General features: G+C 38.0%; 14 protein-coding genes and 2 pseudogenes. 1 reads left to right on the forward strand and 15 read right to left on the reverse strand.

Annotated features, from left to right (window positions below; translation table 11 throughout):
* Nucleotides 1-105: 105 nt before the first annotated feature.
* The 4 genes and pseudogenes from RCG23_RS03295 to RCG23_RS03310 form a co-directional block, all read right to left on the reverse strand.
* Nucleotides 106-1,395: an ABC transporter substrate-binding protein gene (locus RCG23_RS03295; protein ID WP_308178580.1), complete on the reverse strand. Its 1,290-nt coding sequence runs from the start codon at nucleotides 1,393-1,395 to the stop codon at nucleotides 106-108.
* Complete coding sequence (locus RCG23_RS03300; RefSeq protein WP_308178581.1) at nucleotides 1,392-1,994, reverse strand: hypothetical protein; 603 nt, start codon at nucleotides 1,992-1,994, stop codon at nucleotides 1,392-1,394. Before RCG23_RS03300 ends, RCG23_RS03295 begins: the two co-directional genes overlap by 4 nt.
* Nucleotides 1,995-2,067: 73 nt before the next feature.
* A complete protein-coding gene (locus RCG23_RS03305) occupies nucleotides 2,068-3,159 on the reverse strand; it encodes an ABC transporter ATP-binding protein (RefSeq protein WP_308178582.1) in 1,092 nt (363 codons plus the stop codon).
* A pseudogene (locus tag RCG23_RS03310) lies at nucleotides 3,159-4,079 on the reverse strand (DUF1861 family protein). The gene RCG23_RS03305 and the pseudogene RCG23_RS03310 overlap by 1 nt, the downstream one beginning before the upstream one ends.
* 354 nt (nucleotides 4,080-4,433) lie before the next feature.
* On the opposite strand from RCG23_RS03310, the gene RCG23_RS03315 reads away from it, so the two are divergent.
* Complete coding sequence (locus tag RCG23_RS03315; RefSeq protein WP_308178583.1) at nucleotides 4,434-5,471, forward strand: LacI family DNA-binding transcriptional regulator; 1,038 nt, start codon at nucleotides 4,434-4,436, stop codon at nucleotides 5,469-5,471.
* A gap of 972 nt (nucleotides 5,472-6,443) precedes the next feature.
* Here the strand turns inward: RCG23_RS03315 and RCG23_RS03320 are convergent.
* The 11 genes and pseudogenes from RCG23_RS03320 to RCG23_RS03370 form a co-directional block, all read right to left on the reverse strand.
* Complete coding sequence (locus RCG23_RS03320; RefSeq protein WP_308180187.1) at nucleotides 6,444-8,405, reverse strand: OmpL47-type beta-barrel domain-containing protein; 1,962 nt, start codon at nucleotides 8,403-8,405, stop codon at nucleotides 6,444-6,446.
* A 45-nt stretch (nucleotides 8,406-8,450) separates the two neighbouring features.
* A pseudogene (locus tag RCG23_RS03325) lies at nucleotides 8,451-9,606 on the reverse strand (hypothetical protein); the annotation flags it as partial.
* A gap of 524 nt (nucleotides 9,607-10,130) precedes the next feature.
* Nucleotides 10,131-10,448, reverse strand: coding sequence for a hypothetical protein (locus RCG23_RS03330; protein WP_308178584.1), 318 nt, complete (start codon nucleotides 10,446-10,448; stop codon nucleotides 10,131-10,133).
* Nucleotides 10,449-10,565: 117 nt separating this feature from the next.
* Nucleotides 10,566-10,871 carry a hypothetical protein gene (locus tag RCG23_RS03335; RefSeq protein WP_308178585.1) on the reverse strand — a complete coding sequence of 102 codons (306 nt, stop codon included), beginning with the start codon at nucleotides 10,869-10,871 and terminating at the stop codon, nucleotides 10,566-10,568.
* 176 nt (nucleotides 10,872-11,047) lie between these two features.
* Nucleotides 11,048-11,746 carry a DnaB-like helicase C-terminal domain-containing protein gene (locus tag RCG23_RS03340; RefSeq protein ID WP_308178586.1) on the reverse strand — a complete coding sequence of 233 codons (699 nt, stop codon included), beginning with the start codon at nucleotides 11,744-11,746 and terminating at the stop codon, nucleotides 11,048-11,050.
* On the reverse strand, nucleotides 11,728-12,291 hold the full coding sequence (locus RCG23_RS03345) for a DnaB-like helicase N-terminal domain-containing protein (protein ID WP_308178587.1): 564 nt from the start codon (nucleotides 12,289-12,291) through the stop codon (nucleotides 11,728-11,730). Before RCG23_RS03345 ends, RCG23_RS03340 begins: the two co-directional genes overlap by 19 nt.
* Entirely contained in the window at nucleotides 12,288-13,247 is a 960-nt protein-coding gene (locus RCG23_RS03350) for a DnaD domain-containing protein (protein ID WP_308178588.1), read from the reverse strand. The genes RCG23_RS03345 and RCG23_RS03350 overlap by 4 nt, the downstream gene beginning before the upstream one ends.
* 545 nt (nucleotides 13,248-13,792) lie before the next feature.
* Complete coding sequence (locus tag RCG23_RS03355) at nucleotides 13,793-14,002, reverse strand: hypothetical protein (RefSeq protein WP_308178589.1); 210 nt, start codon at nucleotides 14,000-14,002, stop codon at nucleotides 13,793-13,795.
* A 426-nt stretch (nucleotides 14,003-14,428) separates the two neighbouring features.
* Nucleotides 14,429-15,019, reverse strand: coding sequence for a hypothetical protein (locus RCG23_RS03360; protein ID WP_308179956.1), 591 nt, complete (start codon nucleotides 15,017-15,019; stop codon nucleotides 14,429-14,431).
* A 16-nt stretch (nucleotides 15,020-15,035) separates the two neighbouring features.
* Complete coding sequence (locus RCG23_RS03365) at nucleotides 15,036-16,640, reverse strand: hypothetical protein (protein WP_308178590.1); 1,605 nt, start codon at nucleotides 16,638-16,640, stop codon at nucleotides 15,036-15,038.
* Nucleotides 16,641-16,773: 133 nt separating this feature from the next.
* The gene (locus RCG23_RS03370) at nucleotides 16,774-17,355 is read right to left on the reverse strand and encodes a 4Fe-4S single cluster domain-containing protein (RefSeq protein ID WP_308178591.1); all 582 of its coding nucleotides are present in this window, start codon (nucleotides 17,353-17,355) and stop codon (nucleotides 16,774-16,776) included.
* Nucleotides 17,356-17,357 lie beyond the last annotated feature (2 nt).

Raw genomic sequence — 17,357 nt, forward strand, 5'->3', positions numbered from 1 at the left:
GTTCTATATCTTATTAACACAAGTATCCGAGCATATGCTGTTTTTTCAAGTATCCCCAAAGTTTGAAGAAAACTTTGGGGATACAAATTACTTTTTAAGTTTTGCTTATTTAACTTTTGCCATGGCATTTTCCACTAATTTGTGGACATCAACCTTCTTACCTGTTACCGCAGCGCTAAGAATTGGGCTGTAAATTTGCTCCCACTGTGCAGTTTGGACTGCAGCAGTATTTTTACCGTAGTTATCGATACGAGCAATTTTCATTGATTCGCCTAATGCTCCTGCCATATCTGCCTTCTGCGGTGAATTTTTTTTCAGGTAGTCAGTATAATCTGCATAACCAAGTTGTGTAATATCCTTTACTGGAGGAACAGATTTCCACTTCCAGAATTCTTGTGTCAAATCACTCATTGCTTTAAAAGCAACTTCCGGGTTATTGCAATCCTTTGTAATGACAGTGGATGCAGACCAGTTGAAAGTAGCCGGGGTTCCCCCATTTGGCGCTACCGCGTAGCCAACTTTATACGGAGCTGGCTTGCCAGAAATCAATTCCATATTATCTGCCACTCCGCCAAAAATAAACGCAGTCTTTCCTTGTTGGAATGTTTCACCATATCCAACTTTGTTTACAACGTCCTGATTTGGCGAAATCGGGTCATTCACAACAAAATCAGCCAACTTCTGGATACCCGCAATGGATTGAGGTGAATCAAATGCAACCGTTCCATCTTTCTTCTGAATTTCTCCGCCATATGACCAAATGAAGTTTTCCATGGCAGGAGAACCATTAATGACTGTACCGTACTTGTCGTTTTTAATATCAGTGTACTTTTTAGCCATTGTATGGAATTGATCCCAAGTAATATACTGACCTTTCGTAGTCGCTTCCAATGTAGCCTGGTCAGCAGCATCAACAATGTTTTTGTTGTAGTACAAGATAACCGGATTGGCAATCCAAGGTAATCCGTAGGTTTTTCCGTTATCGGTCACAGCGCCCATCAATTGATCATTAATCGCAATTTTGGAGATATCGGATTTTTTATAGTACTTATCAATAGGTGTTAACGCGCCATTTAAGATAAACGGCTTGATTTGCTCCTGTGACATCCACAATAAGTCTGGCGCATTACCTGCTGATAATTGTGTTTGCACCTTCATATAGTAGTTATCCGGAATGGAAACGAGCGTAACTTGATACGACTTTTTGTTAGCTTGATTCACCTTATCAACAATTGACTGCATTTGTTTTAACTCATCGCCGCCAGCCCAGGTAGCCATCTTTAATTTGACAACGCCGTTAGCGCTAGATGAACTAGTGTCCTTAGAAGAACATCCAACCAACAGCATTGCAGACATAACAAATAGGATAGAGCAAATTGCCATGATCTTTTTCACGTTAGTAATCCCCTTTTATGTATTTTTATTTGGATAACAATCAACGAACTTCCTATTAATATAGCAAGCATATTTATGAGGGTATTATCCTTAATAATGAATGAACCATATGAATAGAAAAGAGCACTTACAAACATTGCCGCAATACAAAATTTAAATTTTGTGCTGCGCTGAAAATAGCTATAACCCGGAGTGATGCCAGATCTAAACAGCATATATTCGTACATTGTTATAATAAGATATAAAACTCCAAACACGACGGTGTATTTTAGTATCGAACTGATAAAAATATAAAATATTAAAGAAGGAGTTAAATACGAAGAATATCTGTAAACAAGGTAGTTAGTATAAACATTTTCCAAGTTTTCAGCTTTTATTTCTGAATAAGTCTTCTTGGTCCCGTACCCGTTTACAAAAATAGTAAAATCTTTTTTTGTAAAGTTAATTCCATTTTTCAATTTTGGAGCATAATCAACACCAGCCAAAAAGTCTGTTCCTGGTATCTTATAAACACCCGGCTCAGTTCCAATCATTTTCTTGTTTTCAAAAATAATTTGAAATTGTTTTAAGACATGTTGTTGATTTAATGAAACGTCCAAATAATTCTCCAGGAAGATAAGAGTTATTCCCATTACCAAAAGGAATATTTGAACACTTTTTCTATAAATAATTCTAGTCAACATTAATATTCTTCTCGCTCACAGGATCAAAATACAAACACTTTTTGGTATCGATTTGAATATAGTAAACTTTTTCATCCCCATCAAAGTCAGAAGTCCTTACAACAAAATTTATGTCATGGCCTGCAAGTTTCCCGTTTACGATAGTTGTGTTCCCCAACATTTCCTTGCTATTTACCTGAACCTCAATAAATCCTTCTTTAGCGGTTTTAGAATATTCAACATCATCAGGTCTGAAACATAAAATTACTTCATCTTGTTTCAATATCATATCTTTATTACTATGCTCTAATTCAATCGAAGCACTTTCTGATATCGCTAGCGTTCCATCCGTTTTTACTTTCACTGATATTGTGTTTATTTCTGGATTGCCAAGAAATTGAGCCACAAAAAGGTTGCTTGGGTTATAGAAAATATTTTTCGGGCTATCGATTTGTTGGACTTCCCCATCCTTTAAAACAACGATCCGATCAGCCATCGTCATCGCTTCAACCTGATCATGAGTTACATAGAAGAAAGTTTTCTTCAGTTCCCTATGCATTGAAATGATCTCATTACGTGTAGAATGGCGTAACTTAGCGTCCAAGTTACTAAGTGGTTCATCAAAAATATAGACTAGAGGGTCACGAATGATCGCCCGTGCCAAAGCTACCCGTTGCTGCTGCCCGCCACTTAAATCTTTAGGGAACTTATCAAGTATTGGGGTAATATGTAATTTTTGTGCAACAACATCAGTTTTTTTACGAACTTCGCTTTTAGACAATTTCGCACTTTTCAGTCCAACTTCTATGTTTTTACGAACAGAAAAATGCGGGTATAATGCGTAGTTCTGGAATACCATTGCAATATTGCGGTCTTTCGGTTCTTTGTAATTTGCCAGCTCACCGGAAATATATATTTCACCGGAATGTACTTCTTCAAGGCCAGACAGTACCTTTAATGTAGTACTTTTACCACAGCCCGACGGACCAACAAATACGATAAATTCACCGTCTTCGATTTCAATATTCATATCTTTGATGGTTAAATCATCATTGTTCTTGTATTTAACACACAAGTTTCTAAATTCAATCAATTTTGCCATTATTTTCCCTCATATTCCAAGAATGGGTCCTGAATCTTTACACAGTGCACTTCACAGTCTCCCACACCTGTATACAATTCAGCCGTTCCATCTTCTTTTCTAACAATGCCGCCAGAGAACAAAACATCAACCAAATCAGGACGTTTTGACTCTCCTTGACCCAAGTATTTACGCATACAGATAATCTTCATTTCTGTATATTCTCTAGTTTTCGGGTCAAAACAGAATGTTGTTGGATAGTAATGACGGTCGCCATATTCGTCAAATTTTGCGATGTGGCCCAACACACCAACTTTTCCATTTTTTAGAACCGTTGCTTGATTACTGCCAACCCACTCTTCATCAATGCAAAGATTTAATAATGAAGCGTTTTCAATTTTTTCAACAGTAATATCAGCCAGGTTATCAGCAAAATAAAAACCTATTTTTCCTCTGCCTCCTTTTTCACCTTAGAGGCCAAGTCAACACAAGAATTTTATTATCTACGTCACAAATACGGATATCTTTCATACCGTTCGGCCGTATACCAAATGTTCTAAACCAGCAATATCATTTCCTGTTAATTTTTTAGCGCGCCACCATAACGCATTTGGAATTTCAGGATGATCAAATACTTCCGTTCCACCCAGGATCAATTTGCCGCTAACAAATGAATAATAAGGATCCTGCAATTCAAACGTCGGCAGATTATCAATCAGTTTCCAAGTATCTTCGCTGCTCTGTTCAAAGAACATAATCTTTGAGTGCTCACTGTCACGTTTTTCAACACGGCCAGCCAAAACCTTTTTCCCATTATCCAGAAACGGACTTGTAGGATTGTAAACATCATATCCGTCCACGCCGGTGAACTTAAGCTTGTAGGTAGCAAGGATGTTATCACCACTATATTCCCTTACCATTTGATCAACAGTTTTTACCATTGAACCCCCTCCGTTTCTTTCCGAAATCACACATACACGAAATTAAATCAACAAGGAAAACATGAATTAATGGAGTCCTTTTCCCATTTCCCCAGCACCTGTCATGTATGTTTTTTAAAAAAGTAACGTTTCTATTTCAAATAATATAACGTTACTATAATTTAAAAATATTATTGCATCCGCTTTCATCAATGTCAATATCTTTTTCAAACATGGTGTTTATCCCTGTCAAAACAATTGAATCATTTATATTTTATGTATTCGTTCGAAATTTTTATTGTAAAATCATTTTTGTAACGTTACAATTATTCATAATACCTAAAAACATCGTTACAAGGGATGGTAAAAATACAAATGAAAAATGGTAAGGTAACAATGCAGGATGTTGCAGATGCATTAGGCATCTCTAAGAATTCTGTCTCTCGAGCCCTTACAGGGAAACAGGGAGTCAGCAATAAGACCGAAAGGATTATTAAACAAAAAGCAGAGGAACTAGGATACAAATATCCAAGGAATATCGGAATTAAAAATCAGTCTGCTTCCAATATAAAAAATATTGCATTAATAGCATCTGATTACGTCTTTTCTCTAAAAAGCTTTTTCGGAGAAATATATTTAAGTATTGAAAAAGAGTTAAAAGCTCGTGATATTAACTTTTTTACCGAATCTATCAATCGCGAAGCGATAGAAAACTTTGAAATGCCAGCCGTTTTAAAAAACCATGACATTGACGGATTGTTAATCTTGTCTCACATAAATACTGATTATACTCAAAAAGTAATTGATTTAGGCATCCCAACAGTACTTATCGACCATCATGAACCTCTATTAGAGTCGGACTCTGTATTAACGAATAACAGACTGGGAGCTTACGAAGCTGTTGAACATTTAATCAACCTCGGGCACAAGGAGATTGGATTTATTGGAAACGTCGAATTTTCCCCTAGTTATCGAGAGCGTTTAGAGGGTTATGAACTGGCGTTAAAAAGGTTCAGCATAAAAGTAAAGAAAGAATTCTTGTATACCGATGCTTCAGAAAAAATTGAAAATTTACAGTCGTTCATTAATGGACTGGACAATTTGCCTACAGCTTTCTTTTGCGCAAACGATTCATTAGGTTTCTTAACAACTTACGCAATGCAACTAAGGTCACTCCTCGTACCTGACGATGTCTCAGTAATCAGCTTTGATAATGGTCATTTGTCACAAGTGGCAGTCCCAAAAATCTCCGCAGTAGATATTGATTTAAATTACTTTGGAAAAAAAGCAGTTGAACAACTTTGTTGGAGAATCAGTAATCCAAATGAACCTATTCAAGAAATTCTCCTCCCTACAAAGGTAATAGTCCGTGAATCTACGGGCATGAACCTAATTAAAGAGTTAAAAGTTTGATTACTAATAAATTAAACTTCAAAGAGAGCCCCCTATGTGTAGGGGGCTTGGGAACAAGATATGATGAAATCAGATCATAAAATATCCGTATTACGGTATATCGCAGTTCTCTTCCCGCCTGTTTTCCAAAGGAGTTCCATTACCTCTTTGCAGAACAAATAGAACTGAGCTTTAAGTCTTTTTACTTTACCTATTTCTTCCGATTTATTTTTTATAACTCAGGTCTTATTTTTTTGAGATTGTCCAGCGCCTTTTTCTCAGATTTTTTTCACCGTAAATCCTTAGTAATTACCTTCTCAATTTCTCAAAGTTGATAACGTTGCCCCTATTGAGGTCATTCAAACCTTGTTGGGTCACGAAAAAAGTGAGTCAACTCGTATTTATGCCCAACTCAGCGGTAGGCATCGACATGAATTTTATCAAAAAATTTTTAAGATAACCTTTATCACATACATAAGTCCGTTCAAGAAATTTTCATAATTAACCCTAAAATTAGCTTGAAGAAAACCAATTTTACCTTTGCGCTTATTTTACCTTTGCGCTTTATATAGTTGAATAAATTATTTGCCTGAAGCAGAGAAACACTCCTCAGGGGCGGCGGCTGGGACATTCTCGGGTACAGGTTAATTTTAGATACTTACTCTCTCGTAAGTACTTAAATGCAACTCCAAAATGCAAATCGCTTTGAACAGATGATGCTTAAGGAATAAGAAACGGTTAGTGCAGTGTTAGTGCAGTGTAACAAATTTGCAGCTATAGTAATAACTAAATGCACAAAACAAAAAAGTCTAAAACCCTAGATACATAAGGGTTTTAGACCTCCTATACTTGATGATATGAGAGGGATTCGAACCCCCGACCTCAACCCTGCCAATGATGGCAATGCATTTTGATTAAAACCGCTTAATTAAAAAATATAAAAAAAGGTCATGGCAGTTGTTAATTCCCATGACCTTCTGTAATTTTATTCTATTAATCTAGCTGATTTTCTAGAATATATTCAATATCCTTTTCCAATAGATCAGCAAATTCTTCTGTAATAGATTTGCCTTTTTGTGCTTTGATATGATTCTTTAAAGCATTTAGCTTGTCAGGTGTTTTGTCCTTTTGTATGGCTTGTATTTGAGCTTCAAGACTCTTTACAATGCCTTGCTTTGTAAAAGCTTGGTTAGCTTCACCTATGCCAATTAATTCATCTAGGTGATCGATATCAATGACGATAAAGATTTTGTATTCTTTTGATGCCATGTTACCTGCTGCATCTTCTGCCAGGACTGTTAGTGTATGTTCACCTGGAGCTAATGACAGCGGCTTGATTTGGTTTAACCCAGAAATTACATCTCCATCCAGTGCATACTCAACTTTCGCAACACCACTCAGGTTGTCCTCTATGGAAAATGGGATTTCCATTTGAGATTCAGTTTGGAAGAATGATAGTTTTCCGATAACACTGATTTGCGGAGCCGTTTTGTCGATCCATATGTCGATCGTTTTCACTTCTTCCACATTACCCGCTTCATCTATGCTCCGGTAGGCAACAGTATTTTTCCCTTCTGAGGAAACAGTCACTTCCCCGTTTACAGGCACCCAATCCCCGTTGTTCAGCCGGTATTCTGTTTTTACAACCCCTGAGCCAGAACCATCTTCAGCATTAAAGGTAAGGACTACATTTTTGTTGCAATACTTTCCGGCTTCAGCACCATTTGCAGCCACTGTGGTATGCGGTGCTGTTTTATCAATCCAGACAGCAATGGTTTGTGTCTCTTCCATATTGCCTGCTTGATCAACACTTCGGAAATCAATCACATTTTTCCCTTCTTGGGAAATTGTTACTGCTCCTTCAACAGTTGTCCACGCTCCGTTGTTCACTCGATACTCCGTTTTTGCTACTCCAACGCCTCCACCGTCGTTGGCTGTAAAAGTAAGAACAACATCCCTATTGTTATACCTTTCTCCAGTAACTCCATCCGCAATGACGGACGTTACGGGGGCTATGGAATCCGAAATGACAAAGTATGTCATATTTAACGGCTTGAGCTGGTATACGCCTTTAAAAACAGAGGCGATTCCCGTGATATTCACGATACTATCTTCAGCAAAAGACTTGCTCCATTCATCGAATGAAATGCCAGTCCTGCTGTCTACCCTGACACGTGTTGTCCCGTTTTCATTTACCGCATCAAATTCAAAGGTTCCAGTCGTACCTGCCGGAGGAACGTTCTTCATTCTGACATTTTCGAGCGTGATAAGAGTTCCCTGATTGCTTTCATTAACCGAAGTCTGCACGGCAGCATCTGGTATCTCTTCTGTACTTATTTTTTCTATTTTTACCGGGTCAGCCAGTTCCAGTTCCGTGTTAAAGGTCTTTTTTACAGCGGTGATGCGCACATAGTCACCCGGCTTAAATCCGGTATCATTCTGGTAGACATAGATTCCGGATGTTCCTTCTTGCAGATAAAATCCCTGTCCTCCGAAAACACCCGGTTCTGATGTGATCGTTCCTTCAACCGTAACGAGTGTCCCGTCCGGCTGCTTTCTTACATCCTCAACCGGGATGGGTGCGGGAGCCGTATTTTCATCCGGAAGCGGTTCAGCAGCTACATTACCCAAGGTAACGGCTTCCGTTAAAGTGTTCGTACTGCCTTGCCTCAACCTTAAGTTCGCAGCACCTGTACTGCCCGACTTTACCTGGACTGTCAGTGTTTTGGTAGCATGTCCTTTTGCGTCAGCCGTTACGGAAAAATTCGAGCTATAGCCGTAGGCAGTTGGCCATGTGCCGTCTGCATTCTGCACCTTCGCAACCTGTGTACCGCCAGATATTAGGTAGATTCCAAGATTCAAATTGTTTAATGTACTTCCTGCCGCAAGGCCGTCCACTTCCACTCGAACCTGGAAGGGCTGGCTATTATTAGGCAGGACATTTTGATGAACCAATTTGTATAGGGACTGTCCTGTTGGTGGAGGATTCTGTGTCCCGCCTGATGCTCCGTATGAACCAGCTTTAAAAGTAGATGGATCATACCATTTATACCCGGCTGCCGGAGCGGCCCACGGTTCCGCCTGCGGCTCAACAGATGTCGCCGGGTCTTCGTTTTCTTTCTGTGACGAATCAAGGGTCAGCTTTGTCGGCTGGTCGAGTTGTAATCCGGGAACCTGGTCAAAGCCAGTATACGTTTCCTTATTGGCCAGCCATTCTACTGTCTGAACAAGGAATTTTCCATCATTTTGTTCCTTGAAGCCATCATACGTCGTTTTTTTCGATCCATTCTCTTCGCGAAGATATTTAGGTGACGCATCTTCAACAGGAGAAGAATCACCGATGAATGCCGCTTTCCCCTGTCCTAATTTTGCAATCGCCGCAAACGGCCACTTCCGCGCTGCCGCCTCCGTTGTAAACTCCCTTGTCTACTGCGTTCGCCCATTTCGCAGTTGTTGAAGGCAGATACACGATACCCTTCGCTTTGGTTGGATCAAGAATCGCAAGAGTGGAGCCTGCATGCACAGCGACCGCTCCTACTCCCTCCGTAATACCAAAGGATTGTGATGGCGCTGCTACGTCTGTTGCATTCAAATCGCCAACGGCATTATAACGGAAACGGATACCGAATTTAGAAGCGAGCCAATCGGAGCTTTGAACTCCCTGCATCGCCTGTGAATTCGCCTCTTCCGTGTTCATTCCTTTTGATGGATTCGTAAATGCGCCTCTTCGGTAACCGTTCATAACCTCGGAAGCATCCCATCTATTCTTATTGCGGTCAGCATTGTAATGGTCGGCGATAAAAAAGATACTGCCGCCTTCCCGCACATATTGTTCCATTGCATCTTGTTCCGATTTTTTATAAGGGATATTCGCTTCCCCGATAATAAAGACATCATAATTCTTCAATTTGTCATACGTGACAGCTTGTTCGCCAAATTTATAAGGAATTTGCCTTGATAGCTCCTCAACACTAAAACCAGCCGACTTTAACCCGTTGGCAAAATCAGAGAATGCCCCGTCGATCACCCAGTCCGCAGCTCCCGCTGTCTGGCCGTGTGTATTATCAAACAACACCTTTTTGCCTGTACCGTCCGGCAATACAGTAGACGAAACTGTATCCGCAGCGGCAAATGCATTGCCAATATTACCTGCCAAAGCATTTGTGACAACTAGTACAGTTAATAGTATCAGCCTCAAGAATCTTGCAATTGTTCGGTTTTCCAATCTCTTACCTCCTAAAGAAAAGTAGTTTACATATAAAGGAAAAACTAACTATAGTATCCCATAAAAACAATGTTATTTAATGATTCGAAAGATTCAATCATTTATACTACAAACGGTACAATTTACCCAAAAGCCATATCTCTGTGAACTTCATTATGCTAATCTAAAAGAAAATCAACAGAGACTAGAAAACACCAGTAGTTCTCGCCTTCAGCATATTTGCTTACTGATGGAAAAAGAAAACAGCTGCAACAATAGCAGCTGTTCAAGATAGTTATGAGTTTCGTTTGATATTAATATTCGGTTCTTGAGTAAACAATTTCGGCATTTTCTAAAGATAGCATCACTTACAAATTTACCAGGGCTATTATTTATATTTACTGACATTTATGCTCATCTCATATAAACGGAAATTAAAAATATGTAAAAGAACCTCTTTGAGACTTTAGAAAAGACTATCCTTCGTACCAACCGTCTGCATAAACAGAAGTTTCGCCAGTCTCAACATGGGTTTTCCAAGCCTTATCTAAATTATCAAATGTGCAGTCTATGTGTGACATATCCCTACTTGCTTCAAATCCAACATAATCATTTCCAGCACCAAAAGTTTCATGGCGAACGGCATAATTGTCACAATTCTCTTGTGCTTTCTCGATAGGTATCACTTTTATTTTACCATCTAAAGTAACAACAACACTATTTTCCCTTGAGTCATCCCCATTTCGAATGGCCGTAATAAGATCTTGTTTGGTAAATAGAATGATAATATTCATAATTCACAACCGCCTCCTATTTTTCCTCTTTCTTCCTACACTCTAAATTATACAAAAGACTATTATCCCAAAAGGATGAACAATTCATGACAATGCTAAAAAATAGATGGCTGCCTTTCATCCCCTCATAAAATATCCCGCTATCGCCGGAAAACTCTCGAATTCCTTCTTCATGTCCCGAAAGGAAATGACTTCATTTCCTCTGGCAAGTTCAAATTCCAGCGGATATTCATGACAGTTAAGTGGGGTTTTATGAAAGTATTTAGCATAGAATTGGCTGGCCTCTGCCTGACTGCCGGCATATATAAAGACAAATGCCTTCTGATCCATCTTCAGGGAGTAAATGCCAACCTTATGAAAACCCAATACATTGTTTCCTATCATTTCTGTTACCTTCTGATGATCTGCTTCGTTTAAGTCCATTTTGGAACTGTCATAATTTAATGAAATTTTCTTTTCCTCTAGTAAATGGTAAATGTAATGGCGAAAGAGGATTCTTCAAAGAGCAAGCAATCCTGGTACAAATCCTTCACGAGCATATATATCACCCCGTTATTACAATTATTTTCATCGTGCGGCTAATATGCACCGGGTAGATTCTATTCCTTTTGGTCCCCAATAAATCCTGTGTGTTCGTTGTAATTGACTGTGATGGTTCCTACGGGTCCATTTCGATTCTTCGAGACAATCATTTCAAGGGAATGATTCTGTGAGTCCTTGTCATAATAGGCTTCACGGTATAAGAATAAAATGACATCCGCATCCTGTTCCACACTGCCTGATTCCCGAATATCAGACATCATCGGCCGTTTATTGGCTCTTGATTCCACCGAGCGGTTGAGCTGTGCCAAACAAATGACAGGGCAATCAAAATCCTTTGCCATCGTTTTCAGTGATTTGGATATTTCCGTTACTTGCAAATGGGAATTCCCGCCGTAAAATTGACTGGACTGTATCAGTGTCAAGTAATCAATAAAGAGGATTGGTTTCTTGTCAGGAAATTGATTCATCAGCTTCCTTGTTTTTGCTCTCATTTCGGCAATCGTTTGTCCCGCCCCATCAAAAATTTGCATATTGGTTTCAGCGAGATCACCAATCACATCCGACCATTTATTCTTTTGGTGTTGAGTAAGCATTCTTTTCGGATCCCGCATTTTTGCACGGTTAAAGCCTCCTGTCGAAGCAATTAATCGGGAGGTGATCAGCTTTTCAGGCATTTCTAAAGAGAATACAAGTGGCAGAAACCCCGCCCAACCAGCCATTTTGGCAAAATGAAGCATCACGTCGGTTTTTCCCATCGAGGCCTTGCCGCTACAATCGTCACTTCCCCTCCCTGAAAGCCTCCTGTCACTTCGTCAAGCTTTTGGATGCCGGTTGTCGCCGTTTTCAGGCATTTTTGCCCCTCCCATGGTGCCTCATAAATATCTGCCAGCGCTTGTTGTAACGATGTGTGATCCTCAAGCTTCAATTGGTTAATTTTATCCAATTCAGCAATGACTTTCGCAATTTCCCAATCATTCATGGCTGCAACGCTCAAGATGTTCCTTTTTTCGCGCTCCTTCCACAGTTCAAGAATGAGCTTCTCCGTTCCGGTAAATTTCTCAACATCCGCATACGATAACAGCTCCGAAAGATAGGACATTCCACCATATGATTCAAGGTCAGGTAAGGTTGTCAATGAGATCAAATCAATATCCCTGCCAGCCCGCTTGAACTCCACCATTTTTCTCATTAATTGTTGATGCCGTGTACTTTCAAGCTGTTCAGGCTGAACCACGGTATCCTTGAGTAAGTACTCCGCCTTCATCAAGCTTCCTAAGAACACTTTTTCAGCCATGCTCATTGCTCTTCACCTGCCGTCAGATCGAGTTGAAATTCACGTGGAATGGCTCTTCCAGCAGGAGGCGATTCATTTGATAGCTTTTGCTTTCGTACATTTTTTTGGTCCCTTTCATACGAATCAATTTCCTCTACTGTCAGCAAGGATTCATTTTCCCAGTTTTTGAGAATCCCAACAACATAGTTCAGTTTTCGCTTATTGTTCGCGCACGCAATATTCATCGCTTTTAAAATCATCTCTTTCGGCTGTAAAAAGCTAGAATCATCCAGCCAACATAACAGCTGCTGTTTCGCATTCACGTTCGACAAACCAAATCCATTATCATCCCAAAACTCAATAATCTCTTTCACTTCTTCTTTTTCTTTATGTTCGGGATTTTCTATTTCTGGATGAAGTGCTTTTGGTTGTTTTTCTTTTTCTTTTTCATTTTCTTTTTGTCCACCTATCGTAGGACGATGCAGGGACGAATCGTCAAATTCCTTATATTCCGCTATGTATGTATCATTTTCATCCAGATCACGATCTTCCTTGCCGTCTGGTTTACAAAAGGATTCGTAAAGGCTGTGAATGTCCTGCTTTTGAATCGATTCCGAAACATAAAGGATGAGCGAACGATCTTCGACCTCTTTTAATTCGGAAGTAATACAATCCATGACCGGTTTCCCGCCTTTATCCAGGTTATCTTTCCCCCAGTATTTAATCGCAAGTTCCCTCGTTTCAGGATTGTATCGAATCAACTTGTGATGCTCGATGAATCGATCCATTAACGCATGAACACTCTCAATCGAATAACCCAAATCAAACGCCATTTGTTTTTTCGTAATTCGATAGATTCCAATCTGAGTCGTATTCGGATTCGTAAGCAAATAAAGATAAAAATATTTATCCTCCGGAGTCATCTCTTCCAACACAATCGGATTCTTCCAAAATTCCGTACGAACCATTCGATACTTTGCCATTACTAACCACTATCCTTTCTTCTTCTAAAAAATTCTTCATCATCTATATATAGATTAATGAAGAAAAAGGTCAGTATGGTTTATATCAAAATGTGAATGTTTAATGATAAAAGACTTTCATAATGGCTATCATCTTCTGGAGATAAGGAAAACCTTCTGTGAAACAAATAAAAAAACACTCAAAAATGTTGTTTTCGCAGCATTTTTGAGTGTTTCTTGGTTTAAAGATAAAAACTATTATTCCTAAAACCCACATATGCAAACGTTAATAACATTAGCTGTTTGGATTGTAAGAACTTTTATCATGAGAAATTAAAAAAAGCTACTACTCATAGTAGCAACTTTTGGCGGGACCGCCTGGGAATCGAACTCACCTAACTTGGCACGCAGGTGACAAGCGGTTTTGAAGTTTGCTAGCATCTGTACTTCTAGTCCCTTCATGTTCCCTAAAGTATTCATAAATCATGGTTTCTTGCTTTCTGATGATTCATGGTGATTTGTAATTTTTAATTTGGGCACCAATTATGGTACCAACCTGATCAAAGTTATAATATACTTTCCAAATATTCACATCTATCAAGTGCTTGCATTTCTGTTTTAAATCCATTTTCAAGTATTTCATCACGATAACATATACACCATTTATTTGAATTATCTACCCATACAACTTTAATCCAATCCCATTTAGAATAACCTTCTTTGTCTATCATTTTATAAAAAATGTCATCCCATTCATGAATATCTAATCTTTTCATAATTAAATTCACCATCCAATATTAAAATAAATATCAAAAAATTCCTAGTTTTATTTATACACCTTCTATCTTGTAGCTTTTTCTTTCCATTACCAATTTTGACGGTGAATTTTTCGAAGTTGTTCATTTGTATAAGTAAAATTTTTAATGGTTTCGTGCTCATCAATTAATTTTTGCCGAAAGTATTTCTCAGACAATACAGCGCAAATATATATATAAAAACGAAAATCACAGAACAAAAAATTTCCTTAAGTCGCAAGACAGCCTTTATCTTTTCCAATTATTATCAAATAAAGGATACATAAAATGACCTTAATAATAAAAAGTGGTGAAACTGCAGGTTGTGTAATTTCACATGACATATTCAAGTAGGTAATGCATTTTAAGTAGTAATCTTATTTTTAATCGTCTCTATCTATTTGAAGACTACAGTAGACCCTTTAACTTTTCTATTACTAGTTCAGTTACAAAATTAATTGATTTTTCTGTATTTAAAACAAACCAATTTTGATCTAAAGCTACTTGATGAAATCTATTCGTAGATTCAACATGGTCCTGAAAGTTGTCTATAACAAGACTTCGTAACCCATCAGAACGTGTTAACGCTCTTTGAAAAGAGATTTCTGGATCACATACAGTGGCAATAACAATATCAGGTTGAATAACATGATGTTCTAAATTTATTTTGAGACACTCTTCAAAAGAATGAAACAGACGGAATACTCCATCTGAAGGGTACCATCGGTCCATTAAAATTATATCAAAATTTGAATTTTGAATGTACTTTTTTCCAATTTCGTAACGACCTTTTGCTAAAAGATGTAATAGCTTAACTTCTACATCTTTATTCAAGCTTTCTTTATGGTCTGTTAGAAGTTGCTTACTCTCATTACGATAAAGATCTAGTTCCTTTTCTACTAGTATTTTAACAGAGTAGTATTCTTTCAAATTTTCATAGACTGCCCGAATTATTGATGACTTGCCAGTTCCTTTTGGCCATCTAACGAAACGAATAATGTTTTTTTGGTACTCATTATTTTATTACCTCAATTGGTTGAGATTTTAGTGAGTTATCTCGATAAATCATAAATCCAATTAATCCTTTTTCGTGGCCTAATTGAATCCATTGCTTAATTTCCTCAACATTTGTGCTAAACGAACAGTTAAGCGTCTTACTAATACCACCATCAATAGATTTCTGAAAAGCAGCCTGTACTTCGATATGTTCTTCTGGCTTTATATCTAAAGCTCTTGGGAACAGGTATGCAAGTTTTTCTCCTATCACATTGCTTAACTCTATACCTCCAAGAAGCAAATTTTTTACATCATCAGGATTAAGTCCTAACTTTTGTACAGTATATGCAAGAATCGGATCTAAAATATAGATGGTATCATCCAATATATTCTGCTTTGTTAAATATCCATTGATTGGTTCAATTCCACTACTAGTATTAACAAGTAGTGAAAGTGTAGACGTTTGTGCAATTGCAACTAAGAGCGCGTTTCTTTTCTTCTCCCTATTTATATTGTTAGACAGTGCAGCAGGATAAACACCTCTTTTATATGCAAGTCTTGTTGATTCTTCTTGTGCCCCTTGCATCAAAGCTTTCCCTATCTCTTCTGCTAGTCTAATTGATTCCTCAGAGCCATAACGAATACCTAATAATATTAAAAGGTGGGCATAGCCCATTAATCCTACTCCTATTTTTCTAGTGGACAGAGTATTTTTTTTAAGTTGAGGTGAGGAATGGTAATGAATATCATGCATTCCATCGAGAAACCGAACTCCTATCCTTACTGTCTCTATAAATTTTTCAAAATCAAATGATAGATCTGTTTCATTGGACCTAATAAATTTTACAAGGTTAAGAGAACCCAATAGCCCGGATTCGTCAGCAGCTAGAGGAGATTCCCCGCACACATTTGCGGCAATTGGTGCATTTTCTTCAAGTGCCACATTTGGGACCCTATCTGTAAAAAGAATAGCTGGTTGCCCTGTTCGATGAATCGATTCTGCCACCATATTAAATTTTTCTAAAGCTTCTGAATCGCTTCTCCTCACTTTTTCCATAAAAGAATCCGGAATCCCAACATTTAAATTAGTTACTTTCGTTTTCCCAGCTTGTTGTAAAATCCCAATAAAACCGGGATTATTAATCGATACGGTTACTGCATTGGAAGCTGGACGAGGTCTCCCACTTTGGTGTTCCTCAGTATCCTTGTCAAATAGTTGGATAAAATTCTTAATTTCTCCCGGAGCCTTCAGGTGATTTAAGGTATATCCAACTCCCCCCATTCCATCATGTACTTGTCTCGCCACATTGAGGAATTCATTTATCGGCTTTCTTGCATCTAATGCAAAACAAGCAAAAATTTTCTTTTTATCTTCCGATATATTTACCATTAATGGGCTATTGGGAAGAAACTCAGAATTTTCTAGTGTCTTTCTTAATTTTATAATATATTCATCTTTATCACTTTCATCATATAGCATTTCTGCTTTCTCTGATGCATCTACAATTCTTCTTAATAGACCAGGCCAACCTTCATCTAAATGTCTATGTAAAATTCTTTTACTTAAAAGTGGGAAAAATGGGCTTTCATTTGGATCAGCTAAATTTCTTAAGTCTTCCATCATATTTTCCTTTCTGAAATAATATTTCTGTAAAAATTAACCAAACTTCACTAAAAATTATACACATTTTTTAGTGATAATCGATGATAAAGCATTTAATGTTGTAGTGTTTTTGCTATAAATCTACTAAATATACCTATTCAATAGTAAAAGGCCACCCATTAATGTGGATTAAGTTATTCCCTTGGTCAATATTGAGCTCTAGTTTATTAGTGGAATCCTCATATTCTATTCCCTCGCGATATTGCTCCGTTAAATAGTGAAATTCTTGATTTGTCGAACCAACCCAATTTCGGTCTTCATCATATAATTCTTCGATAAAAGGACCGTCTACTAGAATATCTATCTCCGCTAAAAACTCAGAACTAAACGGGAGTTGAATTTTCTTTAACTCTTTCACGGTGTAGCCGGAAAAAACCATAACGGTTATACCGATTTCTTTACACCTTCGCGAAAGGAAGGAAAGGCCGTTTGCTTGTAGAAACGGTTCTCCCCCCAAAAATGTAACTCCTTCAATTTCTTCTTCCCTTTTTGCTTTTTGAATCATTTCAAAAACTTCTTCACAATCATATATTTTTGCAGGTTTTACTTCTAACATTTGGGGATTGCAACAACCTGGGCATCTTTTGAGACAGCCTTGAACCCATAATGCAAAACGCTTCCCTGGTCCTTCCGCCTCGGTACAATCATTATAATGTGCAACATTTAAATACGGCATCT

The organism is Neobacillus sp. PS3-34 (genome assembly GCF_030915465.1).
Lineage (GTDB): Bacteria > Bacillota > Bacilli > Bacillales > Cytobacillaceae > Neobacillus_A.

Coding starts and splice junctions, on each gene's coding strand:
- RCG23_RS03305 (WP_308178582.1), bottom strand. CDS start 3,159: ATGGCAAAATTGATTGAATTTAGAAACTTGTGTGTTAAATACAAGAAC.
- RCG23_RS03315 (WP_308178583.1), top strand. CDS start 4,434: ATGAAAAATGGTAAGGTAACAATGCAGGATGTTGCAGATGCATTAGGC.
- RCG23_RS03330 (WP_308178584.1), bottom strand. CDS start 10,448: ATGAATATTATCATTCTATTTACCAAACAAGATCTTATTACGGCCATT.
- RCG23_RS03335 (WP_308178585.1), bottom strand. CDS start 10,871: ATGGACTTAAACGAAGCAGATCATCAGAAGGTAACAGAAATGATAGGA.
- RCG23_RS03340 (WP_308178586.1), bottom strand. CDS start 11,746: ATGGGAAAAACCGACGTGATGCTTCATTTTGCCAAAATGGCTGGTTGG.
- RCG23_RS03345 (WP_308178587.1), bottom strand. CDS start 12,291: ATGAGCATGGCTGAAAAAGTGTTCTTAGGAAGCTTGATGAAGGCGGAG.
- RCG23_RS03350 (WP_308178588.1), bottom strand. CDS start 13,247: ATGGCAAAGTATCGAATGGTTCGTACGGAATTTTGGAAGAATCCGATT.
- RCG23_RS03355 (WP_308178589.1), bottom strand. CDS start 14,002: ATGAAAAGATTAGATATTCATGAATGGGATGACATTTTTTATAAAATG.
- RCG23_RS03365 (WP_308178590.1), bottom strand. CDS start 16,640: ATGATGGAAGACTTAAGAAATTTAGCTGATCCAAATGAAAGCCCATTT.
- RCG23_RS03370 (WP_308178591.1), bottom strand. CDS start 17,355: ATGCCGTATTTAAATGTTGCACATTATAATGATTGTACCGAGGCGGAA.